Raw genomic sequence first — 26,085 nt, forward strand, 5'->3', positions numbered from 1 at the left:
GATTACCGATCATCCTGAACGTTGGCCGATACAAACTCAACCCTTTCATTCTTCGGGAGAAGTCCTTGCCAGCCAAACTGTGCTAACGCCTGCATCCAGACGGGATCCAGCCCGGCATGAATCGTTAACGGCTCGCCGGTAAACGGATGGATGAGCGAGAGCTGGCTGGCATGAAGCATCAGTCGATTACAGCCAAAATGTTCAGCCGCGCTGCGATTCTGCCGAAGATCACCATGCTTACTGTCGCCGAGAATCGGATGGCGCAAATGTGCAAGGTGCCGCCTGAGCTGGTGCTTACGCCCCGTTTGCGGTTCCAGCTCTACCAGGCCGTAGCGCGTCGTCGGATAGCGCCCGGTCGCCACCGGCATTTCCACCGTCGCCAGACCGCGATAGTGCGTTACCGCCGGCTGCGGATCTTTGTTTTCTCGGGCAAATCTATCGGCGATTTTATCCAGCTCTTCCACCAGCGGATAATCCAGTATGGCGTCGTCCATCAGCCAGCCACGCACTATGGCATGGTAGCGTTTTTGGATTTGATGCTGTTCAAACTGCTGGGACAGCAGGCGTCCTGCTTCACTGGATAATCCCATCAACAGTACGCCAGAGGTTGGTCTGTCGAGGCGGTGTGCAGTAAAGACATGTTGCCCAATCTGATCGCGCACAGTTTGCATAACCACCACTTTTTCGTCGCGATCGAGCCAGCTGCGGTGAACCAGCCAGCCGGAAGGTTTGTTGACCGCCACCAGCCATTCATCCTGATAAAGAATCTCCAGCATCAGGATTCAGCTTGCGCGAAATGCGCATCCAGAGCCTGCAACGCTTCCAGCAGGATCTCACGCAGGGGGTGATCGGCACTCAAGGCCATTTCGTAATACGGCGCAACGGCAAAAGTCTCGGGCAGCGGCTGTGCGCTGTCCAGCAAAGCATGCATACGGGGGATCAGCACCCACTGCAACCACTCAATCGGTTCCATGGTATCCATGCAAAAAGGCTGAGTGCTGGAAAACAGGTGGGCTTCGGGTTCATCCATCCGCCAGTGATGATGTTCCCGCAGCAGCGCTTCAAGTTCGTGAAGCTGCTGACGCACGCGGTCATGAGTCGTCATGAAAGTCACCTCAATCAAGAAAAAATCTGGCGCGCAGGATACCACTGCCACTGAGCGCTATACAAAATCATTGAAGAAGCAGCGTGAAGGATAAAATCTGTAAAAAGGAACAAAAAAAGGGAGCACTGTAAAAACAGTGCTCCCGGTTCGTTTCGCAGCATTCCAGCTACATTAAGTGCTCCCTGCTCATCCGTGACAACTTTTCCAGTGGTCTTGCGACCTGTTGTTCATCCTGAACTTGTGCATCCTGCTCACATCACCCCGATGTGAATACTTCATCCTGAAGCGTCCTGGCCATCCTGACCCACCGAACATCCTGACCGGCTCTCGTTCTCCCTCCTGGAGGTGTCCTTTTACGCATCCCGCGCTTTCCACTTTGCTTCATCCTGAAGCCTTTCCTTGCATCACCGTCCTGGTGTGTCCTGCTGAAGTGTCATCATCCTGATGTTCACTTCGTTGTGCGACTCCTTGTCGACGTAGATAGAATCGCCTTTTTCGCCCCGTCTTACAAGGTGCTTACAGGCAATACCTTAAGGAAAATTTCATATGAAAGTCTGAATAAATCACTTAACTGATTGTTTAAATGAAGGTTTGAATATTCTGATGTTTTTAAGTCTTCACTTATCACCTGGCGATCTCCTACAGGGTTTGTAAGAGATCTCTCACACGGACACGGGCGATATGGATTACAGAAGCGGCTTAAGCTGCGTAAGGAAATCCGCAAGAGAAGATGCCAGCACGGTACGATTACGGGTTCCCAGCGTTTCTTTGATGACCTCGCCCGAAAGATTACAGACTGAAATCACGTCCAGCTCATTGTCCAGCGTGGCGATAAAAAGCGTCGGCGACAGTTTCAAACGCTTCTGCGTGACCATATGCCCAATCAGGTTTTCCTGAACCCGGCGGAAATCATCCTCGCTCCAGGTTTGCAGAAGGGTCAACGTTTCGTTGGCGAACTGCGCGGGCATATCCCCGGCAAACTGCGTGGTGTAAAAAGCATGCAGCGCAGGTTGTATCACAATATCAAAGGCCCGTTCAACCGCGTTTATGTTCTGTTCACCTTCGAAAGGCTGCGGCTGCCAGTAAACCGCATCATTGACAGTAGAAATGATGCAAGGGGAAGGCACGCCGTACAGCTCCTCGCTCATGGGCCAACTGTTATTTTTCTCCTGCCATTCGTCGCAGTAACGCGTCGTAAAGCTCTTCAGGGCAAGCGCTGTCTGTTCGTCCACCGGTTTCTCTCTTCATACAAGCCAGGATACACTTGTCACATAGTGTATCTGGTTTATGACGGTGAAACATGTCTTCTTATGAAAACCATCGGGCGCTTGATGGCCTGACTCTCGGAAAATCAACAGATTACCGGGATAACTACGACCCCAGCCTCCTGCAAGGGGTTCCCCGGAGTCTGAATCGCGATCCGCTGGGGCTGAAAGCGGACACGTTGCCGTTTCACGGTGGCGATATCTGGACGTTGTATGAATTATCCTGGCTGAATGCTAATGGCTTACCACAGGTGGCGGTTGGCCATGTCGAACTGGATTACACCAGCGTCAATTTGGTTGAATCCAAAAGTTTTAAGCTGTACCTGAACAGTTTTAACCAGACGCGCTTTGACTCCTGGGAGGCAGTTCGCCAGACGCTGGAAAAAGATCTGCGTGCCTGTGCGGAAGGTAACGTCACCGTGACGCTGTACCGTCTCGATGAACTGGAAGGGCAGCCCATTGCCCATTTTCACGGGAGCTGCATTGACAATCAGGATATCCGCATCGACAACTATCAGTTCACCACGGACTACCTGCAAGGCGCGGCCAGCGGTGAGAAAGTGGTTGAAGAGACGCTGGTAAGCCACCTGTTAAAGTCCAACTGTCTGATTACCCATCAGCCGGACTGGGGCTCCATTCAAATTCAGTATCGCGGACGAAAAATCGATCGCGAGAAACTGCTCCGTTACCTGGTTTCTTTCCGTCACCATAATGAATTCCATGAGCAGTGCGTGGAACGTATTTTCAATGACCTGCTGCGCTTCTGTCAGCCGGAAAAGCTGAGCGTTTATGCCCGTTACACACGCCGTGGCGGTCTGGATATTAACCCATGGCGCAGCAACACCGATTTCACTCCCGCCATCGGCAGATTGGTTCGCCAGTAAATTATTTTCACTGTTTTGCGCGTCGGATTCCACGCGCAAGGTTGTTAAAGGTCATAAGCCAGGGCTATTGTAATCACAGGGAATGACGTTTTGCGTCCCATAAGGAGTTTACTTGATTACACATATTAGCCCGCTTGGCTCTATGGACATGTTGTCGCAGCTGGAAGTCGATATGCTTAAACGCACGGCCAGCAGCGACCTGTATCAACTGTTTCGTAACTGTTCGCTTGCCGTATTAAACTCCGGCAGTCTGACTGACAACAGCAAAGAGTTGCTGTCCCGCTTTGAAAGTTTCGACATTAACGTGCTGCGTCGCGAGCGCGGCGTAAAGCTTGAACTGATCAACCCACCGGAAGAGGCTTTTGTCGACGGGCGTATCATCCGCGCGCTCCAGGCGAACCTGTTTGCCGTGCTGCGCGATATTCTGTTCGTTAACGGTCAGATCCATAATGCGGGTCGCTTCCAGCATCTGGATCTGGAAAGTTCCGTTCACATTACGAACCTCGTGTTCTCTATTCTGCGCAACGCCCGTGCGCTGCATGTGGGCGAAGCGCCAAATATGGTTGTCTGCTGGGGCGGACACTCGATTAACGAAAATGAATACCTTTACGCTCGTCGGGTAGGCAATCAGCTTGGCCTGCGGGAACTGAACATCTGTACCGGCTGCGGGCCGGGCGCGATGGAAGCGCCGATGAAAGGGGCGGCGGTCGGTCACGCCCAGCAGCGTTATAAGGACAGTCGCTTTATCGGGATGACGGAACCGTCGATTATCGCCGCGGAGCCGCCGAATCCGTTGGTCAACGAACTGATCATCATGCCGGATATTGAAAAACGTCTGGAGGCCTTTGTCCGTATCGCCCACGGCATCATCATATTCCCCGGCGGCGTAGGAACGGCAGAAGAATTATTGTACCTGCTGGGTATTTTGATGAACCCGGCGAACAAAGATCAGGTACTGCCGTTGATCCTCACCGGTCCGAAGGAGAGCGCAGACTACTTCCGCGTTCTGGATGAATTTATCGTGAATACGCTGGGTGAAGCAGCGCGCAGCCATTACCGCATTATCATCGATGATGCGGCGGAAGTGGCCCGTCTGATGAAAAAAGCGATGCCGCTGGTGAAAGAGAACCGTCGGGATACCGGCGACGCCTACAGCTTTAACTGGTCCATTCGTATCGCACCGGATCTGCAAATGCCGTTCGAGCCGTCCCATGAAAATATGGCAAACCTGAAGCTATATCCGGACCAACCGGTCGAAGTTCTGGCGGCGGATCTGCGTCGCGCTTTCTCCGGTATCGTGGCGGGTAACGTGAAGGAAGTAGGTATTCGCGCCATTGAAGAATTTGGTCCTTATAAAATCCATGGCGACAGTAAAATGATGCGACGCATGGACGATCTGCTGCAAGGATTCGTCGCGCAGCACCGTATGAAACTCCCTGGATCTGCCTACATTCCATGCTATGAAATCTGCGCCTGACGCAGCGGAGGTTCTCACAACCGGAAGCGCCTTTGGCCCTTCCGGTTTTTTTATGAATACCAAAAGGATAGCGCAACAGTTTTGTTAACCGTATTTATAAATCATCGGAAAATAATGCCATCGCAAACGATTACCCGCCTAATGCAACCGAGAATTATCAGTCGAAATTGCTATTACTCACCAGAAATCACCATAAACTAAACTTTTTATAGTGTATGCTCCGCACCCACAGCCTCCAACGCTCTTAACATATGTCGTTAATACCCTTCCTGGCACACGTAAATTCGACTCTATGTTTTTCTGACAGACTAATGATCCGGATTTCAGCAATTTAAAAGGAGATTATTGCATTTGAGATCGCGATCACTGATAGATTCATTAGTTAAATGTATCTTTCCGCCCGCAAATTATTACGGTTAAAAATTATATAAAAATCGTCATTGCAGAATTTCGTTTCAAGGTCAGGAACTTTTTCCTGATTTTTAGCTTCCTCCAGGAGATACAGATGGAAACCACTCAAACCAGCACTATTGCTTCGATTGACTCCCGAAGCGCATGGCGCAAGACCGATACCATGTGGATGCTGGGCCTTTACGGCACGGCTATCGGTGCGGGCGTCCTGTTCCTGCCAATCAACGCAGGCGTCGGCGGTATGATCCCGCTGATCATCATGGCGATTATCGCCTTCCCGATGACTTTCTTCGCACACCGTGGTCTGACTCGCTTTGTGCTGTCCGGCAAAAACCCTGGCGAAGACATCACCGAAGTCGTTGAAGAACACTTTGGTATTGGTGCAGGCAAACTGATTACCCTGCTCTACTTCTTCGCGATTTACCCGATTCTCCTGGTCTACAGCGTAGCCATTACCAACACGGTCGAAAGCTTCCTGTCACACCAGTTGGCGATCACCCCGCCACCGCGTGCGATCCTCTCCCTGATCCTGATTGTTGGCATGATGACCATCGTGCGTTTTGGTGAGCAGATGATCGTTAAGGCGATGAGTATCCTGGTATTCCCGTTTGTTGCCGCGCTGATGCTGCTGGCGGTCTACCTGATCCCACAATGGAGTGGTGCCGCACTGGAAACGCTGTCCTTTGACTCTGCGGCGTCTACTGGCAACGGCCTGTGGATGACCCTGTGGCTGGCGATTCCGGTGATGGTGTTCTCTTTCAACCACTCCCCGATCATCTCCTCCTTCGCGGTCGCGAAGCGTGAAGAGTACGGCGATGCAGCAGAGAAAAAATGCTCTAAAATCCTGGCGTTTGCCCACATCATGATGGTGCTGACCGTCATGTTCTTCGTCTTCAGCTGCGTACTGAGCCTGACTCCGGCAGACCTGGCGGCGGCGAAAGATCAGAACATCTCGATTCTGTCTTATCTGGCAAACCACTTTAACGCACCGATCATCGCCTGGATGGCACCGATCATTGCAATGATTGCAATCACCAAATCCTTCCTGGGCCACTATCTGGGCGCCCGTGAAGGCTTCAACGGGATGGTAATCAAATCTCTGCGCGGCAAAGGTAAATCCATTGAAATCAACAAGCTGAACCGTATTACTGCACTGTTCATGCTGGTAACAACCTGGATTGTTGCAACCCTGAACCCAAGCATCCTCGGGATGATTGAAACGCTGGGTGGCCCAATCATTGCGATGATTCTGTTCCTGATGCCGATGTACGCTATCCAGAAAGTCCCGGCCATGCGCAAATACAGCGGCCATATCAGCAACGTGTTCGTTGTGATTATGGGTCTGATTGCTATCTCCGCGATTTTCTACTCCCTGTTCAGTTAAGTTCTACAGCGCCGCTCTCCGGCGGCGCTTCCTCCCTGAGATTGATGCCCTATGATTAGCGTCTTCGATATTTTCAAAATCGGCATTGGCCCTTCCAGTTCTCATACCGTTGGACCAATGAAAGCAGGCAAGCAATTCACGGACGATCTGATTGCTCGCCATATTCTGACTGATGTCACCCGCGTCGTGGTGGATGTCTATGGTTCCCTGTCCCTGACGGGCAAAGGCCACCACACCGACATCGCCATCATTATGGGACTGGCGGGCAACTTGCCGGATACCGTCGACATCGATTCCATCCCTGCTTTTATCCAGGATGTGAACACGCACGGGCGTCTGTTGCTGGCAAATGGTCAGCATGAAGTGGAATTCCCGGTCGATAAATGCATGAATTTCCATGCAGATAACCTGTCTCTGCATGAGAACGGGATGCGCATTACCGCGCTGGCGGGCGATAGCGTCCTCTACAGCCAGACTTATTACTCCATTGGCGGTGGTTTCATCGTTGATGAAGAACACTTCGGCCTGCCGAACAGTTCGCCGGTGAACGTTCCGTACCCGTACAAATCGGCTGCCGATCTTCAGAAGCATTGCCAGGAAACCGGGTTATCACTTTCCGGCCTGATGATGCAAAACGAACTGGCGTTGCACAGCAAAGAAGAGCTGGAGCAGCATTTCGCCAACGTCTGGGCAGTGATGCGCGGTGGTATTGAGCGCGGTATCACTACCGAAGGCGTTTTGCCGGGTAAACTGCGCGTTCCACGCCGTGCCGCAGCGCTGCGTCGTATGTTGGTCAGCAGCGATAAAAACTCCACCGACCCGATGGCGGTCGTTGACTGGATCAACATGTTTGCTCTGGCGGTGAACGAAGAGAACGCCGCCGGTGGACGCGTGGTGACTGCGCCGACAAACGGCGCATGCGGTATCGTTCCGGCCGTACTGGCTTACTACGACAAGTTTATTCGCGAAGTGAACGCTAACTCTCTGGCCCGCTATATGCTGGTGGCGAGCGCGATCGGTTCACTATACAAAATGAACGCCTCGATTTCTGGCGCCGAAGTGGGCTGTCAGGGTGAAGTCGGCGTGGCCTGCTCTATGGCCGCAGCCGGGTTGGCAGAACTGCTGGGCGGCAGCCCGACTCAGGTGTGCATTGCGGCAGAGATCGGCATGGAGCACAACCTCGGTCTGACCTGCGATCCGGTCGCGGGACAGGTTCAGGTACCGTGCATCGAGCGTAACGCAATTGCTTCGGTGAAAGCGGTCAACGCTGCGCGTATGGCGCTGCGTCGTACCAGCGAGCCGCGCGTGTGCCTCGATAAAGTGATCGAAACCATGTACGAAACAGGGAAAGACATGAACGCCAAGTACCGCGAAACCTCGCGCGGCGGCCTGGCGATGAAGATTGTCACCTGCGATTAATGCCCATCATATTGCCTGATGGCGCTGCGCTTATCAGGCCTACAGTGAAGCGCTCTGTAGGCCGATAAGGCGCATACCGCCATCCGGCAATAATTCGCCTCATTTCGCCCTGGATGTTACCCTATCCCCAAATTTGTCAGGGAGAACACCGTGGCTGTCCATCTGCTTATTGTCGACGCGCTTAACTTAATACGCCGCATTCACGCCGTTCAGGGATCACCCTGCGTGGAAACCTGTCAGCATGCCCTTGAGCAACTGATTGTCCATAGCCAGCCAACCCATGCGGTGGCAGTATTTGATGACGAAGCGCGTAACAGCGGCTGGCGTCATCAGCGCCTCCCGGACTACAAAGCCGGACGCCCGCCAATGCCAGACGAATTGCACAACGAGATGCCTGCGCTGCGCGCCGCCTTTGAGCATCGCGGTGTGCAATGTTGGGTTTCCAGCGGCAACGAAGCCGATGATTTAGCGGCAACGCTGGCGGTAAAAGTGGCGCAGGCTGGGCATCAGGCGACCATCGTTTCGACTGACAAAGGCTATTGCCAGCTACTTTCCCCCACGCTGCGAATTCGTGACTACTTCCAGAAGCGTTGGCTGGATGCCCCATTTATTGAAAAAGAGTTTGGCGTGCAGCCGCAGCAGTTACCCGATTACTGGGGGCTGGCGGGGATCAGCAGTTCAAAAGTCCCTGGCGTAGCCGGTATTGGACCGAAAAGCGCAACCCAATTACTGGTTGAATTTCAGACCCTGGAAGGGATTTACGCGCACCTGGAAGCCGTGCCGGAAAAGTGGCGCAAGAAACTGGAAGCCCATAAAGAGATGGCGTTTCTCTGTCGGGATATTGCCCGTCTGCAAACGGATTTACACATCGACGGCAATTTGCAGCAGTTACGTTTGCAGCATTAATCCTGAAATGCCGGATGGCGCTTACGCTTCTCCGGCAAATGACGCAAATTACTCTTCAATCCGTAACCCGTAGGTTTTGAACTTCTCCAGCACCACGGCGATCTCTTCATCTGATAAGACCGGCACCGGATCAACCACCGCCAGCGTACTCAGATACAGCTGTGCCAATACTTCAACTTCGTGCGCCAGCCACAGCGCTTTTTGCAAATTCTCTTCGCAGGCGATTAACCCATGATGCTGTAACAGCGTGGCTTTACGATTTTTCAGCGCCACGGCAACGTGCTCAGAAAGCGCGCGGGTGCCGAAAGTGGCGTAAGGCGCACAGGGAATCGAATTTCCTCCCGCCGCCGCAATCATATAATGGATCGCCGGGATAGGACGATTGAGAATAGAAACTGCAGTGCAATGGATGGCGTGGTTATGCACTACGGCATTGGCGTCCGGACGAGTCTGATAGGCCGCCAGATGAAAACGCCATTCGCTGGATGGCAGTTTCCCCTCTGCAAATTTACCGTCATTATCCACATAGACGATCATATTTTCCGTCATTCGCGCGTAGGGAATACCGCTCGGCGTAATCAACATGCCATCCTGATACCGCGCGCTTACATTTCCCGCCGTTCCCTGGTTTAAGCCAAGGCGCGTCATCTCAAGACAGGTTTCGATAATTTCACAGGATAATTGGGATCTTTCCATCTCTGTTCTCCGGGTAATCGGTTCTATGGCGAATAGCCTTCGGCTTTGCGCGCGTATTATTTTTGTCTTAAGCGCTTAATTAATTTCATTTCAACTCTTACCGTCTCGTTAATTGGGCGATCTTCAATGGCGCAGATCATCATCTCAAACGCCTTTTCCGCCCAGGCGTTCTCGTCCTGCTGCATAGACCATACGTTGTTCGACAGGAATCCCAGCATGGGATGTTCGTCAAACGTACCGATGTTGATCTCCGGCGGAATCACCCCCAGGCGATCGCGGATGGCCCTCACCGCGCCTTCCAGTACCGGTAACGATGAGGCAATAAAGGCCTGCGGACATCCCTGCTCGTCGATCAGCGTCTGCATAATCTGATAGCCCCCCTCAGGAGTATTCACCGGACCTTCGCGAACCCAGTCGCGGTGCATGATTCCCTTTTTACTGAGCGCGCTAAGATAGCCCGCAAGACGGTCGCTGATACTGGGTAGACCGGTATCGCCCACCAGAAACCAGACGGGCTGTTTTCCCGTATCAAGTAAGTTCTGCGTTAATTGTTCACCGCCCGACATATTATGACTTTCGACCAGCGCGTTATCGGTGTACTTAAAATCACGATCCAGTAAAACCATCGGCTTTCTTACCTGACGCAAATGGTGTTGCTGGTTTTCTAAGGTCGAGGGAACAATAAAAAGGCCGTCCACATTCCGGGCAATTAACGCTTTCGTTAATTTATTCTCGTAATCCACATCATCATAGGTACAGCTAATCATCAGTTGATAGCCGGAGCGACGACAGCGCTGCTCAAGTTTTTCTGCCAGCGTGGCAAAAAAAACGTTGGATATATTGGGGACAATCAGTCCAAGAGTCTCCGTTTTATTCAACTTCAGGCTGCGGGCGGAATGGTTAATCACATAACCATAGCGCTCAACATATTCATTTATGCGCGTTTGAGTTTTGAGGCTGATCCGATACTTTTCAGCTTTCCCATTTAGCACCAGTCTCACCGTCGTCACCGACAAATTCAGATCGCTGGCTATCTGTTCTACTGTTTTAGCCATGTTAATGCCCCAGTCACCATCCAGGCGTCAATTGCCAGTCATAAAAACATACTACACTTTTGTCCCTCCGCATCAGAGGGTTAAGCGAGCTCTTGACGCAAAGCATAAGCGGGGGCGAAAACACCGCCCCCCAACGCATTTACTTCTTCCCAAAGGGATGTAATAGCTTGTCAATTTCCGGCGTATTAATGTTTTGTGCGTTAACAAACTTCACGGGAATATCGATCTCTTTCGCCACCGTCTGTCCCGATAGCGCCGCATTCAGGGCTTTAATCCCCTGGTAGCCAATCTGGTAGGCATCCTGAACCACAAATCCCTGGATCACACCGGTATTGAGGAAGTTAATAATAGCTTCGGTACTATCAAAACCGATGACCTTCACCTTCCCTTTCAGACTCTGACTGTCGATGGCATTGGCGACGCCCAGCGTGGAGCCTTCATTAGTGCCGTAGATCCCGGCCAGATCGGGGTTGGCCTGAATCATATCAATGGTTTTATCCATCGCTTTTTGCGGATCGCCATCGCTGTACTGTACCGGCAGCACTTTGATATCGGGATATTTTTCCTTCATGCGGGCGATAAACCCTTCCGAGCGTTCAATGGCCGATGAGGTACCCGCCACATGCGCAATAATGCCGACTTTCCCTTTGTTACCGACCTCTTTTGCCAGCGCGTCCGCCGCTTCTGCCCCGGCTTTGCGGTTATTGGTCGCCACGAAACTGACCGGGATATCCGAGTTAACGCCGGAATCAAACGTCACAACTTTAATGCCGCGTGAATTTGCCGTTTCCACCAGCGGTGCAAGGGCATTCGCATCCAACGCCGCCAGCAGCAGGCCGTTCGGTTTTCGCGCTATCGCGTTTTCAACCAGTTGAATTTGCTCTGCAATCTGGGTTTCATCCGCCGGCCCAACATAGCTGGTTTTATCACCCAGTTCTTTCGCTGCCGCTTCCGTCCCCATTTTCACGGTTTGCCAGAACTCATGCTGGAAACCTTTACTGATAACGGGAAGGTTTAAATCTTTCGCCAACGCGCCGGAAGTTATGCACGCCAGCAGGGATAACGCATAAACAAAATGCCTGATTTTCATTGTTGTACTCCGTTGTGAGTGTGTCACCCTTAACGTCAGGGTCAATATTCCCCGTGACTGCCGGGAGCGTAGATCAACGAATCTTTTTACGCAGCGTATCGAGGTAGACGGCGGCAACAACCACAATACCCATCGCCACCATTTGCCAGAACTGGGAGACGCCCATCAGGTTCAGCCCGTTTTTCAGCACGCTCATGATAAAGGCGCCAATAATGGTACCGCCGATGGTGCCGATGCCCCCCATCAGGCTAGTACCACCAATGACCACCGCCGCGATGGCTTCCAGTTCATAACCGACGCCCACCGTCGGCTGTCCGGAGTTCAGACGCGAGGCCAGAATCACCCCCGCAATACCGGTCAGCAGCCCACAGAAGGCATAGACGAAGATTTTGACGCGCTGGACTTTAATACCGGAAAGATGCGCCGCCACTTCATTACTGCCTACGGCATAGACGTAGCGGCCAATCACCGTTTTCTTCAGGATGTATCCAGCAATGAGTGCCACAATCACCAGATAAAACACCGGATACGGCAGTACATCGAAGAGGCGTCCCTGTGCCAGCAACTTGAAGGAGGGATAATCGGCAAAATAGATGGCTCGACCGTCCGTCATCACCATATTGATCCCCCTGACGGACATCATCAGTCCCAGCGTGGCAATAAAGGGCGGGATGGTCATTTTAGTAACCAGCAGACCGTTCACGTAACCGCACAACCCTCCGGCAAGCACGCCAGCGAGAATACAGATCGGTAATGGCAGACCGAGCGTTGCGCAGATCCCGACGGCCACGCCGGAAAACGCCACCACAGAGCCTAGTGAAAGATCGATTCCCGACGTAATAATCACAAACGTCACGCCAATCGCCATAATGCCGATCACCGATGTTTGCAGCGCGATCGTCATAATATTTTCGGTATTAAAGAAAAAAGGTGAGCTAAAGCTAAAGAAAATCACCAAAATAATCAGACTGAATAGCGGCGCAAGGCGCATCAAAAGTTCTTTATTAATTTTTAATTTCTTATTATTACTGTCTGAAGAGGTTACAGAGATGGTCATAATTTATTCCTCTAACGTCGCGTATTGCATGATTTTTTCTTGCGTGGCGTTATCAGCAGTTAATTCACCGGTAATACGACCATTACGCATCACTAAAATACGATCGCACATGCCTAATACCTCCGGTAACTCAGATGAAATCATAATAATCGATTTCCCTTTTGCCACGAGGCGATTCATTAACTCATAAATTTCCAGTTTCGCCCCCACATCTATGCCACGGGTAGGTTCGTCAAATATCAGAATATCGGTATCCTTACATACCCAGCGGGCAATAATAATCTTTTGCTGATTCCCGCCACTTAAATTCAGGGCGGCCTGCTCAAGATGAGGGGTTTTAATTCTGAGCGCCTTGACCTGTTCTTCACTGGTCTGCTGGCAACGTTTACTATGAACATTGCCGAGCCGGTCGGAATATTCAGGGTAATTGCCCAGCATAATGTTGCGCTCAACGGACAGGTTCAGCGCCAACCCTTCCTTTTTGCGATCTTCCGTTAAATAGCTAATCCCTTGCGCAATGGCATCCGAAATATCTTTGATCACGATGGCGTTGCCGTTGAGCTTAATCGTCCCGCTGTCGATGGGGTCGGCACCAAAAATCGCCCGCGCCAGTTCGGTACGTCCGGCTCCCATCAGTCCGGCAAAACCGAGGATCTCTCCACGATTAAGCGTAAAATCGATGTTATTCAGTACCCCTTTGCGCGTAAGGCCGCTCACTTCCAGAACAGGCTCCTGGTGCTTCCGTGACTCACGACGCGGATAGATATTGCCCAACTCGCGCCCGACCATCATGGCAATCAGATCGCTGATCTTTACGGTTTCATAATCCACGGTTGCTATATACTGACCATCACGCATGACGGTAGCCCGGTCGGCAATCAGTGCTAACTCTTCCAGCCGATGCGAGATGTAGACTATTCCGGTTCCCTGCGCTTTCAGCAAGCGAGTAACGCGAAACAGACTCTCAATCTCGGTTTCTGTTAACGCCGCCGTTGGCTCATCCATAATCAGGACTTTGGCGTTAACGGATATCGCTTTAGCGATTTCTACCATTTGCTGTTGCGCGACGGTCAGATCGGCAACCAACGTATCGGGTGCAATATTCAGGTTTAATTTTTGCAAAATTTCCATTGCCGCTTGACGCTGCTGCTTTTCGTCCAGTCGCCAACGGTTATTTTTGCAAAACTCCCTGCCAATAAAGATATTTTCTTCGACGGTTAATTCTGGAAAAAGATTAAATTCCTGATGAATAATCGTTATTCCCGCCTGTTGTGCGCTAAGCGGATCGTTGAATGACACTGACTGGTCTTCAAAGATAATATCGCCTTCATCCGGTTGATAAACGCCGGATAAAATTTTCATCAGAGTAGATTTACCCGCGCCATTCTCACCTAATAGCGCATGGACTTCGCCTTTGCGCAGAGTAAAATTTACCTTACTCAATGCTAATACACCCGGAAAGCGTTTGGTAATTTGACTCATCTGTAAAAAGGTTTCGGACATTGTTGCTTTCCTCAATAATCTGAAACTGCCGGCAGTGAATCAGGCGAAGCGTATCTTCAAGGAAGCCAATATCAATCTTTCCTGAAAACACCTGTACGTCACAGCGATTATGTTGCCAAATATTGCTAACTCGAGTTAGCGAATGACCTTTTAAAGCTATTTTAGCCGCCCAAAATAGCCAAATTGTTTGGCTTAAAATTGTGACACTGAACAGCCAATTAATATTATCTAATTGATTTTTATTGAATTTAATAAAAGCTATCACTATTCATTTATTTGACGCAGATCGAATTTTAACCACTTCTCGTGAAGCCTCTCACAATCTCATCATAAAAATGTTGTCTAAAAAACACGCCAATACCTAAGCTAACTCGAGTTAGCAATTTCACTTCCTTCAGCCGACTGCGACGGTAGATCACGTCATCCGCCCCCAGCAGAGCAGCTAAACGCAAGATGAGGAACCACAATGAATAAGATCAAACTGCCGAAAATTGGCATTCGCCCGGTTATTGATGGACGCCGTATGGGCGTTCGTGAATCGCTGGAAACGCAAACAATGAATATGGCAAAAGCCACAGCGGATCTTCTGACGAAGAAATTGCGCTATGCCTGTGGCACCCCCGTTGAATGCGTGATTGCCGATACCTGTATTGCCGGTATGGCAGAGTCCGCCGCCTGCGAGGAAAAATTTAGCGGTCAGAACGTTGGTTTAACCATTACTGTAACGCCGTGCTGGTGTTACGGCAGTGAAACCATTGATATGGACCCGATGCGCCCAAAAGCGATTTGGGGCTTCAATGGCACCGAACGTCCAGGCGCGGTTTATCTGGCAGCGGCGCTGGCAGCCCATAGTCAAAAGGGTATTCCAGCGTTCTCAATCTATGGCCAGGAAGTCCAGGATGCGGGTGATACCTCGATACCTGCCGACGTAGAGGAAAAACTGCTGCGCTTTGCACGGGCAGGCGTAGCGGTAGCCAGTATGAAGGGGAAAAGCTATCTCTCGCTGGGTGGCGTTTCTATGGGGATCGCCGGTTCCATCGTCGATCATAACTTCTTTGAATCCTGGCTGGGGATGAAGGTACAGTCCGTTGATATGACAGAACTGCGCCGCCGTATCGATCACAAAATCTATGATGAAGCCGAACTGGAAATGGCGCTGGCGTGGGCGGATAAGCACTTTCGCTACGGTGAGGATAAAAATGCAAAACAGTATCAGCGTAACGCCGAGCAAAACCGGGGCATCCTGCGTGAGAGCCTGCTGATGGCGATGTGCATTCGCGACATGATGCAGGGGAACCGTAAACTGGCAGAGATGGGACGCGTGGAGGAGTCGCTGGGTTACAACGCCATCGCGGCAGGATTTCAGGGTCAGCGCCACTGGACCGATCAATACCCTAATGGCGATACCGCCGAAGCACTGTTGAACAGCTCTTTTGACTGGAATGGCGTGCGTGAACCGCTGGTGGTTGCCACCGAAAACGATAGTCTGAACGGCGTCGCCATGCTGCTGGGCCACCAGTTAACCGGCACCGCGCAAGTGTTTGCTGATGTGCGAACCTTCTGGTCACCGGAAGCGGTTAAGCGGGTGACGGGGCAACCTCTCACCGGGCTGGCAGAACACGGAATAATACATCTGATCAATTCAGGGTCCGCTGCGCTGGATGGCACCTGTAAACAACGGGACAGCGAAGGCCGGCCAACGATGAAGCCACACTGGGAAATTAGCCAACAGGAAGCGGACGCCTGCCTGGCCGCCACCGAGTGGTGTCCGGCGATCCACGAGTATTTTCGCGGCGGCGGCTACTCATCGCATTTTCTCACCGAAGGCGGCGTACCGTTTACCATGACCCGAGTAAATATCATTAAAGGTTTAGGTCCGGTGCTGCAAATTGCAGAAGGCTGGAGCGTAGAACTGCCGAATGAGGTCCATGAGACGCTCGACAAACGCACAGATTCGAGCTGGCCAACGACCTGGTTTGCACCGCGACTTACCGGCAAAGGCCCGTTCTCCGACGTCTATTCGGTAATGGCGAACTGGGGCGCTAACCACGGAGTGCTGACGGTTGGACACGTCGGTGCGGACTTCATCACGCTTGCGGCAATGCTGCGTATCCCGGTCTGTATGCACAACGTTGAAGAGGGCAAAATTTATCGCCCTTCCTCCTGGGCTGCGCACGGTATGGATATGGAAGGACAGGATTATCGCGCCTGCCAGAACTATGGCCCGCTGTATAAGCGTTAATGCGCTTTGCCCGGTGAAGTATTGAATTGTAGGCCGGATAAGCGTAGCGCCATCCGGCAACGTTTCAGGAGCGGTTATGAAACAAGAAGTTATCCTCGTTCTCGACTGCGGCGCCACCAATATCCGGGCGATTGCCGTTGACCGTGAGGGGCAAATCATTGCCCGCGCCGCTGTCGCCAATGCCAGCGAGAACGCCGTCGAGAACAACACCTGGCAACAATGGTCGCTGGACGCCATTTTGCATCGCTTTGCCGACTGCTGTCATCGTCTGACCACAGAACTTTCAGACTGGCACATCCGGGGCATTACGGTTACCACCTTCGGCGTTGACGGCGCACTGGTCGATGAACAGGGTAAACTGCTGTATCCCGTGATCAGTTGGAAATGTCCGCGTACCGCAGTCGTGATGGACAAGATTGCGCATTTCATCCCTCCGCAGCGACTCCAGGCGATCTCCGGCGTCGGCGCTTTTGCTTTTAATACCCTGTACAAGCTGGTGTGGATGAAAGAAAACTATCCACAACTTCTGGAGCAGGCGCACGCATGGCTGTTTATTTCATCGCTGATCAACCACCATTTGACCGGGGAGATGACCACTGACATCACAATGGCAGGCACCAGTCAAATGCTGGACATTCATCAGCGGGATTTCAGCAGCGATATTTTGCAGGCCACGGGTCTGCCACGACGCCTCTTCCCACGTCTGGTCGAGGCCGGAGAACTGATTGGCACATTGCAACCCGCAGCGGCGGCGCAATTAGGACTTTCAGCGGGAATTCCGGTGATTTCTGCTGGACATGATACTCAGTTCGCACTGTTTGGCGCTGGCGCAAAGCAGGATGAACCCGTGCTTTCATCGGGTACATGGGAAATCCTGATGGTGCGTAGCGCCGGGGTCGATACCGCTTTATTGGGCCGATTTCCCGGTTCCACCTGTGAGCTGGACAGCCAACCAGGTTTGTATAATCCGGGTATGCAGTGGCTGGCCTCCGGTGTTCTCGAATGGGTGCGCAAGCTACTCTGGACACCCGAAACGCCCTGGCAAACGCTGATTGATGAAGCGCGTATATTATCTGCGGGTTCGGAAGGCGTGAGAATGCAATGCGATCTGCTCTCCTCTCCGGAAGCCGGCTGGCAAGGTGTCACGCTCACGACTACCCGAGGCCATTTATATCGCGCGGCGCTGGAAGGTTTAACAGAGCAACTTCGCCATCACCTGCACACGCTGGAAAAGATAGGTCACTTCAGAGCCACGGAATTATTGCTGGTCGGCGGCGGAAGCCGTAATACGTTGTGGAATCAGATCAAGGCCAACGTTCTTGAGATTCCCATCAAGATCCTGGATGACGCAGAAACGACCGTTACCGGCGCGGCGATGTACGGCTGGTATGGCGTCGGCGAGTTTTCCAGCCCGCAGCAGGCCAGAGAACAGGTGTGCTATCAGTACCGTTACGTCTATCCCCAAACACGTTGAAGGATCCGAAGATGTTGAAAACCATTTCTCCTTTGATCTCGCCGGAATTACTGAAGGTGCTGGCGCAGATGGGGCACGGTGACGAGATCGTGTTCTCCGACGCCCATTTCCCGGCACACAGCATGGGGCCGCAGGTCATCCGTGCCGATGGCCTCAGGGTGAGCGATTTACTGCGGGCGATTATTCCCTTATTTGAACTCGACAGCTATGCACGCCGCTGGTAATGATGGCCGCCGTTGAGGGAGATTCTCTCGATCCCAGCGTTGAAATCCGCTATCGGGAAGCACTCTCTGTACAGACGCCGTGTCCCGACATCACCCGTATTGATCGCTTCGCCTTTTACGATCGCGCGCAAAACGCATTTGCGATCGTGATAACCGGTGAGAGCACGAAGTACGGAAATATTCTTTTAAAAAAAGGGGTAACGCCGTAATCTCAGTCGCAGCCGGAACGCAATTGCAGGGGTGAAAAGAGATGAAAGCGGCACGTCAGCAGGCGATCGTTGATCTGCTCAACAACCAGAGAAGCCTGACTACCGCAACGCTGGCCGTTCAGCTTAACGTCAGTCGGGAAACCATTCGCCGCGATCTCAGCGAGTTGCAGGCTAAAGGAAAAGTGCTGCGTAACCACGGGCGAGCGAAAAGTATCCTGCGGGAAAACCCCGACAGCGGCGATCCCTTCCACATTCGCCTGAAAAGTCATTATGCGCACAAAGCCGATATTGCCCGCAAAGCGCTAAGCTGGATTGACGCGGGGATGGTGATTGCGTTAGATGCCAGCTCCACCTGCTGGTATCTGGCGCGGCAGTTACCGGATATCCCCATTAAGGTCTTTACCAACAGTCATCCGATTTGTCAGGAGCTCGGTAAGCGCGAGCATATTGAGCTGATTAGCTCCGGGGGAAAGCTGGAGCGCAAACACGGCTGCTACGTCAATTCCGCGCTGATTTCGCAGCTAAAGGGAATGGATATCGATCTGTTTATTTTTTCTTGTGAAGGCATCGACCGCGACGGCGCGCTGTGGGATTCCAGCACGTTTAACGCCGAATTTAAATCCGTGCTGCTTAAACGCGCCTCGCAGGCTCTGTTACTGATCGATAAGAGCAAATTCAATCGCTCAGGGGAAGCCCGGCTTGGACATCTGGATGACGTGACGCACATCGTTTCCGATAGTGCGTCATCGTAGTAACGTATTTGTCCTTTACCGCTCGTCGCGGCGACCACCGACGGCGGCCCACAGGCGACGCACATGTACCGTGACCTCTTCGCGATCGTGGTAAAGCTGACGCGCCTGGATCTGCGCATTAACGCCATGTTCGTCAAGCTGCGCCTGAATATAAGCCAGGTTCTGCGAGACTTCTTCGTAGCGTTTTTTCATCGGCAGTTTGAGATTAAAGATGGTTTCACGGCACCAACCATTGACCAGCCACTGGGACATCAGTGCCGCCACTTTCGCTGGTTTTTCAACCATATCGCAGACCATCCATGAGATGTTGTTGCGGTTCGGGCGATATTTGAAACCATCCTCGCGCAGCCACGTGACCTGCCCGGTATCCATCAGGCTCTGGGCCATCGGACCGTTATCCACCGAGTACACCCACATGTTGCGTTTGACTAACTGATAGGTCCAGCCACCGGGACAGGCACCTAAGTCCACGGCATACATGCCGTTTGCCAGACGTTCATCCCACTCATCTTCGGGAATAAACACGTGCAGCGCCTCTTCGAGTTTCAGCGTTGAGCGGCTTGGTGCATCGGCAGGAAACTTCAGGCGTGGAATGCCCATGTAGTAAGGCGAATTATTGTTCGAAAACGAGTAACCGGTGTAGCAGCAGCCGGGGGCGATAAAGAAGACGTGGACCACGGGGCGTTTCGGCGTCTCATAGTTCGTCAACACCCCAGCTTCACGCAGCGCGGCACGCAGCGGCACCGTAAACTTACGGCAGAACTTCATCAGCTCTTTGCTTTCGTTGGTATCCGCAACTTCAACGCGCAGTTCCCCGCCCTTTTCCACCACGCCCTGCAACATGCCGACGATGGGCGTAATGCGATCTTCCGGGGGCAAATGCTGGAGCAATTCCCCGACGACAAACCACTGACGGGCAAAAATAAGCGAACTGAACGGCAGCTCGGTGATTATTTTTTCAGCATCTTCGGCCTGGTAACATTCATAAATAACGTAACCCGCGTTTTCTTTTACACGCGCAAAACCAAACAGCTCCCGACGCCCCGCCTTATCCGTAATTTCAGCGGCGCACTCTTTTTCAAAGCCCGGGCGACACAACAACACAACCTTATTCATGAACAACGCCCTTACGCTTCAAACGAATAGCACCAATTAACATTAATACCCAGCCGGCCAGGAAGCTGACGCCGCCAACAGGCGTGACAAACGCCCACAGACGCAAATGAGACAGCGCCAGACAATATAAGCTGCCGCTAAACAGCACTGTGCCTAACGCGAGAAAAACACTGCTCCAGTAAAACCAGATGCTAATGCGCCGTTGCATCGCCACCGACAGACCGAATATCGCCAGCGTATGAAACGCCTGATATTGCAGACCCGTCTGGATCCAGCCCATTTCCACCACGCCAAGGGTTTTGCTCAGCACATGCGCACCGAACGCTCCCAGAGCGACATAGATAAAGCCACTTATTGCGGCGAAAATCAGCATAAAACGGCTGGTCATGGTAATACCCTAAATAAATTATTGTTCGTAACGAAAGCGAAACGTCTCTTGCTCAGTCGCTGCTTTAGCCAGGATCCATTGACGGAAGGCGGCTATTTTACCCAGTTCTGCCTGACTGTCATGACAAACCAGATAAAAAGCGTTCTTACTGACCAAAACGTCATTAAATGGACAAACCAGACGCCCGGCCTCTATTTCAGATTGCGCCATAACATTGTTGGCCAGCGCCACACCCTGCCCATGAATGGCTGCCTGGAGCACCATCGCGCTATGACTAAAGATAGGCCCTTGTTGCACATTGATATGGTTCAGTCCCAATTGGCGCGTATAGGTTTGCCAGTCACGACGCGAGGCATCATGCAGCAAGGTATGTTTTTCCAGATCTTCCGGCGTCTTCAATGCCTTCTCACCCGTCAGCAACAGCGGCGAGCAAACGGGTAACAAATATTCTGCGTATAATTTTTCAACGCGCAAGCCCGGCCAGTTGCCACGACCATAAAAAATGGCCACATCCACATCATCCGCCAGTTTATCTTCCTGACGGTCTACCGCCTGGATCCTGACGTCGATTCCCGGATAAGCTGAATTAAAGCTGGTGAGGCGTGGCACCAACCAATGAATGGCAAAACTGGGCAATAAACTGACCGTCAGGGCACCTTTTGCACTGCGGGCCTGAAGTTTACGTGTCGCTTCGGTTAATTGCGAAAAAATCTCTTTGATGTCGAGGAAATAACTTTGCCCTTCTTCGGTGAGAAGGAGAGAACGGTTGCGTCGACGGAACAGCTTTAAACCCAAAAAATCCTCAAGTGACTTGATTTGATGGCTGACTGCGGCCTGGGTCACAAAAAGCTCTTCTGCTGCTCGGGTGAAGCTTAAATGCCTTGCGGCGGCATCAAAAACACGTAATGCATTCAGAGGTGGAAGTCGTTTTGACATGGCTTTTAGACTTTGATGTTAAAAGAATTTAACAATTAAGCTACACTGTGTAACCTATTAGTTTTTTTAATCTGAGCCATTATAATTTGTCCGTTGAGGAACTACCAGCAAATACCTATAGTGGCGGCACTTCCTGAGCCGGAACGAAAAGTTTTTCTGGAATGCGTGTTCTGGTTAACTTTTGGCTTACGGTTGTGATGTTGTGTTGTTGTGTTTGCAATTGGTCTGCGATTCAGACCATGGTAGCAAAGCTACCCTTTTTCACTTCCTGTACATTTACCCTGTCTGTCCATAGTGATTAATGTAGCACCGCCAAATTGCGGTGCTTTTTTTTGGCTTAACGCCGGCGGGTTATTGGTCCAGTTCGACCATCTCTTTCACATCGGTACGATTGATCTGCTGTTTGTTGCCATTAGCGTCTTTATACGAAATCATCCCGGTTTCATTATCCGTCTGCGGCTTACCATCGGCCACAATGCTACGACCATCATTGGTGTGCATCACATAGTTAGAACCGGAACAGGCGCTCAGGGCAAAAGTCAGCATACATGCAGAGATAATTGCGGCAGTTTTCTTCATCTTCGTCTCCTTAAAGCAGTTTATGCTATTCAAAACATATTCCATAACAGGCAAAAATATTTGCCCAACACTATTTAGCATAAGCCACTACTCCGTATTTTCCAGGTAAACCGGAAGATTCCTGGTTCAGGACAGTTCTTGTCACAGCAGCAAAATTGCGCCACGATCTGCTTACTGAATTGAGGAATATCATGAACGCTTTCAATCCCGCACAGTTTCGCGCCCAATTTCCCGCGTTGGCAGACGCCGGCGTCTATCTCGATAGTGCCGCTACCGCCCTCAAACCGCAGGCCGTCATTGAGGCGACCCAGCAGTTTTATAGTCTGAGCGCCGGTAACGTTCACCGCAGCCAGTTTGCTGAAGCACAGCGCCTCACCGCACGCTATGAAGCCGCTCGGGAGAAAGTAGCTCAACTGCTGAATGCGCCAAATGAAAAGACCATCGTCTGGACGCGCGGCACCACAGAAGCGATCAACATGGTCGCCCAGAGCTATGCTCGCCCGCGGCTGCAGCCGGGCGATGAAATTATCGTGAGCGTTGCGGAACATCACGCGAACCTCGTACCGTGGCTGATGGTGGCTGAGCAGACGGGCGCAAAAGTGGTAAAACTGCCGCTCAACGCGCAGTTCCTGCCAGATGTGGAACGTCTGCCCGAGATAATCACACCGCGCAGTCGAATTCTGGCGCTGGGGCAGATGTCGAACGTCACTGGCGGCTGCCCGGATCTAGCCCGCGCGATAACAATCGCTCACGCAGCCGGAATGATCGTGATGGTCGATGGCGCGCAGGGGGCTGTGCATTTTCCCGCTGACGTCGAGGCGCTCGATATCGATTTCTATGCCTTCTCCGGCCATAAGCTATACGGCCCAACGGGCATCGGCGTTCTTTATGGTAAGCCAGAGTTGCTGGCGGCGATGTCTCCCTGGCTGGGGGGCGGAAAGATGATTAACCAGGTCAGCTTCGAGGGTTTTACGACCCTGGAGGCGCCGTGGAAGCTGGAAGCGGGCACACCAAACGTGGCAGGCGTCATTGGCATGAGCGCTGCGCTGGAATGGCTGGCCGATATTGATATCCATCAGGCTGAGAGCTGGAGCCGTGGCCTGGCGACGCTTGCCGAAGACGCGCTGGCGAAGCGATCCGGCTTCCGTTCATTTCGCTGTCAGGACTCCAGCCTGCTGGCTTTTGATTTTGCAGGCGTTCACCATAGCGATATGGTCACACTGCTGGCGGAATACGGTATCGCGCTGCGCGCCGGACAACATTGCGCCCAGCCGCTGTTGGCAGAGCTTGGAGTCACGGGTACCCTGCGCGCCTCATTTGCGCCGTATAATACAAAGAACGATGTGGATGCGCTGGTTAACGCTGTTGATCGCGCGCTGGACATACTGGTGGATTAATGACAGGTCTTCTACTCGCCGGACACCCGTTCGGCACAACCGTAACCGAAGAGACGTTACGCAATACCTTTCTCCCGCTAAGCCAATGGGAGGATAAATACCGCCAGCTTATTCTGTTAGGTAAGCAGCTTCCGGCGTTGTCTGACGAATTCAAAGCGCGGGCGAAAGAGATCGCTGGCTGCGAAAACCGCGTCTGGCTGGGTTTTACGAAGTCGGATAAAGGAACGCTGCATTTTTTCGGCGACAGTGAAGGTCGTATCGTACGCGGTCTGCTGGCAGTCCTGTTGACGGCGGTAGAAGGAAAAACAGCGGCCCAGTTGCAGGCCCGCTCACCACTGGAACTGTTTGACGAGTTGGGTTTACGCACCCAGCTCAGCGCGTCGCGGAGTCAGGGCCTGAACGCGTTAAACGAGGCGATATTAGAGGCGGCTCGCGGAGCCTGATATTTGCGATACAGCAATACCTGGCCGGATAAGCGTGAACGCCCTCCGGCACAGTAAACTCACGCCTGACGTTCAGCTTTTGCCATCATCTTTTTCAGCGCATGGGAAACAGCTACAAAGCCAAACGTGGCGGTGACCATGGTCGCCGCACCGAATCCTGATGCGCAGTCCATCCGCTTTGGCCCTTCCGCCGTCGCTTTCACCGCACAGACGGTACCGTCCGACTGCGGATAAACCAGCGCTTCAGTGGAAAACACGCAGTCCACGCCCAGCTTACCTTTGCTGTTTTTCACCACGCCAAAATCGCTTTTCAGACGCTCACGCAGCTTTGCAGCAAGCGGATCCTGAATCGTTTTGGCAAGATCTACTACCTGGATCTGGGTTGGATCAATCTGTCCACCTGCCCCACCGGTCGTTACCAGCGGGATTTTATTGCGTCGACAATATGCGATCAGCGCGGCCTTCGGGCGGACGCTGTCAATGGCATCAATGACATAGGTAAATCCTGCGTTCATGTACTCAGCCACGTTGTCAGGCGTGACAAAGTCATCGACTACGGTCACCCGGCACTCAGGGTTGATCTGTCGAATACGATCGGCCATCACTTCCGCTTTCGCCAGGCCCACATTGTCGCGCAGCGCATGAATTTGACGGTTGGTGTTGGTCACGCAGACATCATCCATATCGATGAGGGTAATCGCGCCAATCCCGGTACGCGCCAGCGCTTCCGCGGCCCAGGAACCCACACCGCCAATGCCAACCACGCAAATATGCGCCTCAGCAAACAACTGAAGCGCCTTCTCACCATACAGACGTGCGGTTCCGCCAAAACGCTGACGCCAGGCGTCACTTATTACAACAGACATACCACCTCAGACCACAATCAACCGCTAAATACGTTACCCGCGCCCGGCGCGCTCTTCAGCACCCAGACCCGACCATAATGATTATACCAGCCAGCACGGTGTCCGGCTTCTGCACCAATGCCCTGGTAGATATCGAAGTGTTGACCCTTAATCGCTCCGCCCACATCCAGCGCGACCATCAGGCGCAGCTCATACTGGCCGGTAAACTTACCGTTATTATCCAGCAGCGGCACTTCTGCCAGTAGCGTCGTTCCCGCAGGGATAATGCTGCGATCGGAGGCAACAGACGCACGACCTATCAGCGGTACGGCACTTGCCCCTTTCACCGGCGCAAACGACTGAGGCTTAAAGAAAACAAAGGACGGGTTCTGCTCTAACAGCTCACGCACCTCGGCTTCGCTGTGCGTCTCCCCCCAATGACGAATCGCCTGCATCGACATATCTTCTTTCTTTACTTCGCCGCGATCGATCAGCACTTTACCGATGCTGCGATAAGCATGGCCGTTTTTACCGGCATAGCTGAAGAAGTTAAGTGGGGAACCATCACCAAAGTCGATATAGCCGCTGCCCTGCACATCCATAATGAAGTTGTCCATCAGGGAGTTGCTGTAGGCCAGAATATAGCTGTCGCTCAGCGCACCGGAATAAATCTCTGCCCGAGAAGGCAAACGTCCGCGCTTTGGCGGCATACGGTAGATAGGATACTGGAACTCGCCCTGACGCGTGTGGCGCGCCTGGATCACCGGCGTATAGTAGCCAGTAAACTGTACGTTACCGTAGTTATCCGCCCCTTCCATCTGCCAGGCATCGATCCCGAACTGGCGCATGGTCCGCGTGTCACCGCCGGAACGCAGCCATTCCTGCACGGCGTTATAAACACTACTTTGATTACCGTAAAGACGGGGAGAGGCGCTACGTATTTGATTAACCTGCTCGGCAAAGTCTCCGGCGTTGATCGGTGCGCCGATGGCGTCAGGCTGGTTCACCAGTGAGAAAGGCTGGGTAAACTTCCCGTCTTTATACTGCTGTCCGCGATCGGTCGGTTTAGAGGAACATGCGGCGAGCATTGCAACCACCGCCCCCATCACAAGGTAATTAACCCAACGTCCTTTCATTGTTCTCGTCTTTTATCTGTAAATCATGCGCACTGAAGATAACAAACCCCGTCCTCTAATGAAACGAGCATGGATGCCCTGGCGCAAATTTG

24 protein-coding genes and 1 pseudogene are annotated in these 26,085 nt (G+C 52.4%); 11 read left to right on the forward strand and 14 right to left on the reverse strand.

Annotated features, from left to right (window positions below; genetic code table 11):
• Window positions 1–2: 2 nt before the first annotated feature.
• The 3 genes from truC to syd form a co-directional block, all read right to left on the reverse strand.
• Window positions 3–776 (reverse strand): tRNA pseudouridine(65) synthase TruC, encoded by a 774-nt coding sequence (gene truC, locus HVY19_RS16650; protein WP_181681593.1) that lies wholly within the window; start codon window positions 774–776, stop codon window positions 3–5.
• A complete protein-coding gene (locus HVY19_RS16655) occupies window positions 776–1,105 on the reverse strand; it encodes a YqcC family protein (protein WP_181681594.1) in 330 nt (109 codons plus the stop codon). Before HVY19_RS16655 ends, truC begins: the two co-directional genes overlap by 1 nt.
• A 686-nt stretch (window positions 1,106–1,791) precedes the next feature.
• A complete protein-coding gene (syd, locus tag HVY19_RS16660) occupies window positions 1,792–2,337 on the reverse strand; it encodes a SecY-interacting protein (RefSeq protein ID WP_181681595.1) in 546 nt (181 codons plus the stop codon).
• Between the two features lie 68 nt (window positions 2,338–2,405).
• On the opposite strand from syd, the gene queF reads away from it, so the two are divergent.
• From queF to xni, 5 genes are all read left to right on the forward strand, one after another.
• Complete coding sequence (gene queF / locus HVY19_RS16665; RefSeq protein ID WP_181681596.1) at window positions 2,406–3,254, forward strand: NADPH-dependent 7-cyano-7-deazaguanine reductase QueF; 849 nt, start codon at window positions 2,406–2,408, stop codon at window positions 3,252–3,254.
• 112 nt (window positions 3,255–3,366) lie between these two features.
• On the forward strand, window positions 3,367–4,731 hold the full coding sequence (ppnN, locus tag HVY19_RS16670) for a nucleotide 5'-monophosphate nucleosidase PpnN (RefSeq protein WP_181681597.1): 1,365 nt from the start codon (window positions 3,367–3,369) through the stop codon (window positions 4,729–4,731).
• Window positions 4,732–5,236: 505 nt separating this feature from the next.
• Window positions 5,237–6,526: an HAAAP family serine/threonine permease SdaC gene (gene sdaC / locus HVY19_RS16675; protein WP_181681598.1), complete on the forward strand. Its 1,290-nt coding sequence runs from the start codon at window positions 5,237–5,239 to the stop codon at window positions 6,524–6,526.
• 51 nt (window positions 6,527–6,577) lie between these two features.
• The gene (locus HVY19_RS16680; RefSeq protein ID WP_181681599.1) at window positions 6,578–7,945 is read left to right on the forward strand and encodes an L-serine ammonia-lyase; all 1,368 of its coding nucleotides are present in this window, start codon (window positions 6,578–6,580) and stop codon (window positions 7,943–7,945) included.
• A gap of 150 nt (window positions 7,946–8,095) precedes the next feature.
• Window positions 8,096–8,851: a flap endonuclease Xni gene (gene xni, locus HVY19_RS16685; protein ID WP_181681600.1), complete on the forward strand. Its 756-nt coding sequence runs from the start codon at window positions 8,096–8,098 to the stop codon at window positions 8,849–8,851.
• A gap of 48 nt (window positions 8,852–8,899) precedes the next feature.
• Here xni and fucA read toward each other — a convergent pair whose 3' ends face one another.
• From fucA to HVY19_RS16710, 5 genes are all read right to left on the reverse strand, one after another.
• Window positions 8,900–9,547, reverse strand: a complete 648-nt coding sequence (gene fucA, locus HVY19_RS16690) for an L-fuculose-phosphate aldolase (RefSeq protein WP_181681601.1) — start codon at window positions 9,545–9,547, stop codon at window positions 8,900–8,902.
• A gap of 56 nt (window positions 9,548–9,603) precedes the next feature.
• Window positions 9,604–10,602: a LacI family DNA-binding transcriptional regulator gene (locus tag HVY19_RS16695; protein WP_181681602.1), complete on the reverse strand. Its 999-nt coding sequence runs from the start codon at window positions 10,600–10,602 to the stop codon at window positions 9,604–9,606.
• A 139-nt stretch (window positions 10,603–10,741) separates the two neighbouring features.
• The gene (locus HVY19_RS16700) at window positions 10,742–11,692 is read right to left on the reverse strand and encodes an ABC transporter substrate-binding protein (RefSeq protein ID WP_181681603.1); all 951 of its coding nucleotides are present in this window, start codon (window positions 11,690–11,692) and stop codon (window positions 10,742–10,744) included.
• A gap of 73 nt (window positions 11,693–11,765) precedes the next feature.
• Complete coding sequence (locus HVY19_RS16705) at window positions 11,766–12,749, reverse strand: ABC transporter permease (protein ID WP_181681604.1); 984 nt, start codon at window positions 12,747–12,749, stop codon at window positions 11,766–11,768.
• Window positions 12,750–12,752: 3 nt separating this feature from the next.
• The gene (locus HVY19_RS16710) at window positions 12,753–14,252 is read right to left on the reverse strand and encodes a sugar ABC transporter ATP-binding protein (RefSeq protein WP_181681605.1); all 1,500 of its coding nucleotides are present in this window, start codon (window positions 14,250–14,252) and stop codon (window positions 12,753–12,755) included.
• Between the two features lie 466 nt (window positions 14,253–14,718).
• On the opposite strand from HVY19_RS16710, the gene fucI reads away from it, so the two are divergent.
• From fucI to fucR, 4 genes and pseudogenes are all read left to right on the forward strand, one after another.
• Window positions 14,719–16,494 (forward strand): L-fucose isomerase, encoded by a 1,776-nt coding sequence (gene fucI / locus HVY19_RS16715; protein ID WP_181681606.1) that lies wholly within the window; start codon window positions 14,719–14,721, stop codon window positions 16,492–16,494.
• Window positions 16,495–16,570: 76 nt separating this feature from the next.
• Window positions 16,571–17,968, forward strand: coding sequence for an L-fuculokinase (gene fucK / locus HVY19_RS16720; protein ID WP_181681607.1), 1,398 nt, complete (start codon window positions 16,571–16,573; stop codon window positions 17,966–17,968).
• 11 nt (window positions 17,969–17,979) lie between these two features.
• Window positions 17,980–18,401: pseudogene (fucU, locus tag HVY19_RS16725) on the forward strand (L-fucose mutarotase).
• Between the two features lie 41 nt (window positions 18,402–18,442).
• Complete coding sequence (gene fucR / locus HVY19_RS16730) at window positions 18,443–19,153, forward strand: L-fucose operon activator (RefSeq protein WP_181681608.1); 711 nt, start codon at window positions 18,443–18,445, stop codon at window positions 19,151–19,153.
• Window positions 19,154–19,168: 15 nt separating this feature from the next.
• Here the strand turns inward: fucR and rlmM are convergent, their stop codons facing one another.
• The 4 genes from rlmM to HVY19_RS16750 all read right to left on the reverse strand — a co-directional run bounded on the left by rlmM (window position 19,169) and on the right by HVY19_RS16750 (window position 22,172).
• Window positions 19,169–20,269, reverse strand: coding sequence for a 23S rRNA (cytidine(2498)-2'-O)-methyltransferase RlmM (gene rlmM, locus HVY19_RS16735; RefSeq protein WP_181681609.1), 1,101 nt, complete (start codon window positions 20,267–20,269; stop codon window positions 19,169–19,171).
• Window positions 20,262–20,657 (reverse strand): DUF423 domain-containing protein, encoded by a 396-nt coding sequence (locus tag HVY19_RS16740; RefSeq protein ID WP_181681610.1) that lies wholly within the window; start codon window positions 20,655–20,657, stop codon window positions 20,262–20,264. Before HVY19_RS16740 ends, rlmM begins: the two co-directional genes overlap by 8 nt.
• An 18-nt stretch (window positions 20,658–20,675) precedes the next feature.
• The gene (gene gcvA / locus HVY19_RS16745; RefSeq protein ID WP_181681611.1) at window positions 20,676–21,593 is read right to left on the reverse strand and encodes a glycine cleavage system transcriptional regulator GcvA; all 918 of its coding nucleotides are present in this window, start codon (window positions 21,591–21,593) and stop codon (window positions 20,676–20,678) included.
• Window positions 21,594–21,944: 351 nt separating this feature from the next.
• The gene (locus HVY19_RS16750) at window positions 21,945–22,172 is read right to left on the reverse strand and encodes a YgdI/YgdR family lipoprotein (RefSeq protein ID WP_181681612.1); all 228 of its coding nucleotides are present in this window, start codon (window positions 22,170–22,172) and stop codon (window positions 21,945–21,947) included.
• Window positions 22,173–22,363: 191 nt separating this feature from the next.
• On the opposite strand from HVY19_RS16750, the gene csdA reads away from it, so the two are divergent.
• Together csdA and csdE are read left to right on the forward strand one after the other, a co-directional pair.
• Window positions 22,364–23,569: a cysteine desulfurase CsdA gene (gene csdA, locus HVY19_RS16755; protein ID WP_181681613.1), complete on the forward strand. Its 1,206-nt coding sequence runs from the start codon at window positions 22,364–22,366 to the stop codon at window positions 23,567–23,569.
• The gene (csdE, locus tag HVY19_RS16760) at window positions 23,569–24,012 is read left to right on the forward strand and encodes a cysteine desulfurase sulfur acceptor subunit CsdE (RefSeq protein ID WP_181681614.1); all 444 of its coding nucleotides are present in this window, start codon (window positions 23,569–23,571) and stop codon (window positions 24,010–24,012) included. Before csdA ends, csdE begins: the two co-directional genes overlap by 1 nt.
• Window positions 24,013–24,071: 59 nt before the next feature.
• Here the strand turns inward: csdE and tcdA are convergent, their stop codons facing one another.
• A complete protein-coding gene (tcdA, locus tag HVY19_RS16765; protein ID WP_181681615.1) occupies window positions 24,072–24,878 on the reverse strand; it encodes a tRNA cyclic N6-threonylcarbamoyladenosine(37) synthase TcdA in 807 nt (268 codons plus the stop codon).
• 17 nt (window positions 24,879–24,895) lie between these two features.
• Window positions 24,896–25,993, reverse strand: a complete 1,098-nt coding sequence (gene mltA / locus HVY19_RS16770; RefSeq protein ID WP_181681616.1) for a murein transglycosylase A — start codon at window positions 25,991–25,993, stop codon at window positions 24,896–24,898.
• Window positions 25,994–26,085 lie beyond the last annotated feature (92 nt).

Source organism: Citrobacter sp. RHB25-C09 (assembly GCF_013836145.1).
Lineage (GTDB): Bacteria > Pseudomonadota > Gammaproteobacteria > Enterobacterales > Enterobacteriaceae > Citrobacter_A.

Excerpts from the sequence above, each read along its gene's own strand:
- HVY19_RS16740 (WP_181681610.1), bottom strand. The coding sequence starts at position 20,657 with ATGACCAGCCGTTTTATGCTGATTTTCGCCGCAATAAGTGGCTTTATC.
- HVY19_RS16695 (WP_181681602.1), bottom strand. The coding sequence starts at position 10,602 with ATGGCTAAAACAGTAGAACAGATAGCCAGCGATCTGAATTTGTCGGTG.
- HVY19_RS16750 (WP_181681612.1), bottom strand. The coding sequence starts at position 22,172 with ATGAAGAAAACTGCCGCAATTATCTCTGCATGTATGCTGACTTTTGCC.
- queF (WP_181681596.1), top strand. The coding sequence starts at position 2,406 with ATGTCTTCTTATGAAAACCATCGGGCGCTTGATGGCCTGACTCTCGGA.
- tcdA (WP_181681615.1), bottom strand. The coding sequence starts at position 24,878 with ATGTCTGTTGTAATAAGTGACGCCTGGCGTCAGCGTTTTGGCGGAACC.
- HVY19_RS16680 (WP_181681599.1), top strand. The coding sequence starts at position 6,578 with ATGATTAGCGTCTTCGATATTTTCAAAATCGGCATTGGCCCTTCCAGT.
- HVY19_RS16705 (WP_181681604.1), bottom strand. The coding sequence starts at position 12,749 with ATGACCATCTCTGTAACCTCTTCAGACAGTAATAATAAGAAATTAAAA.
- HVY19_RS16710 (WP_181681605.1), bottom strand. The coding sequence starts at position 14,252 with ATGTCCGAAACCTTTTTACAGATGAGTCAAATTACCAAACGCTTTCCG.
- rlmM (WP_181681609.1), bottom strand. The coding sequence starts at position 20,269 with ATGAATAAGGTTGTGTTGTTGTGTCGCCCGGGCTTTGAAAAAGAGTGC.
- fucI (WP_181681606.1), top strand. The coding sequence starts at position 14,719 with ATGAATAAGATCAAACTGCCGAAAATTGGCATTCGCCCGGTTATTGAT.
- truC (WP_181681593.1), bottom strand. The coding sequence starts at position 776 with ATGCTGGAGATTCTTTATCAGGATGAATGGCTGGTGGCGGTCAACAAA.
- mltA (WP_181681616.1), bottom strand. The coding sequence starts at position 25,993 with ATGAAAGGACGTTGGGTTAATTACCTTGTGATGGGGGCGGTGGTTGCA.
- fucR (WP_181681608.1), top strand. The coding sequence starts at position 18,443 with ATGAAAGCGGCACGTCAGCAGGCGATCGTTGATCTGCTCAACAACCAG.
- sdaC (WP_181681598.1), top strand. The coding sequence starts at position 5,237 with ATGGAAACCACTCAAACCAGCACTATTGCTTCGATTGACTCCCGAAGC.
- fucA (WP_181681601.1), bottom strand. The coding sequence starts at position 9,547 with ATGGAAAGATCCCAATTATCCTGTGAAATTATCGAAACCTGTCTTGAG.
- HVY19_RS16700 (WP_181681603.1), bottom strand. The coding sequence starts at position 11,692 with ATGAAAATCAGGCATTTTGTTTATGCGTTATCCCTGCTGGCGTGCATA.
- gcvA (WP_181681611.1), bottom strand. The coding sequence starts at position 21,593 with ATGTCAAAACGACTTCCACCTCTGAATGCATTACGTGTTTTTGATGCC.
- fucK (WP_181681607.1), top strand. The coding sequence starts at position 16,571 with ATGAAACAAGAAGTTATCCTCGTTCTCGACTGCGGCGCCACCAATATC.
- csdE (WP_181681614.1), top strand. The coding sequence starts at position 23,569 with ATGACAGGTCTTCTACTCGCCGGACACCCGTTCGGCACAACCGTAACC.
- csdA (WP_181681613.1), top strand. The coding sequence starts at position 22,364 with ATGAACGCTTTCAATCCCGCACAGTTTCGCGCCCAATTTCCCGCGTTG.
- HVY19_RS16655 (WP_181681594.1), bottom strand. The coding sequence starts at position 1,105 with ATGACGACTCATGACCGCGTGCGTCAGCAGCTTCACGAACTTGAAGCG.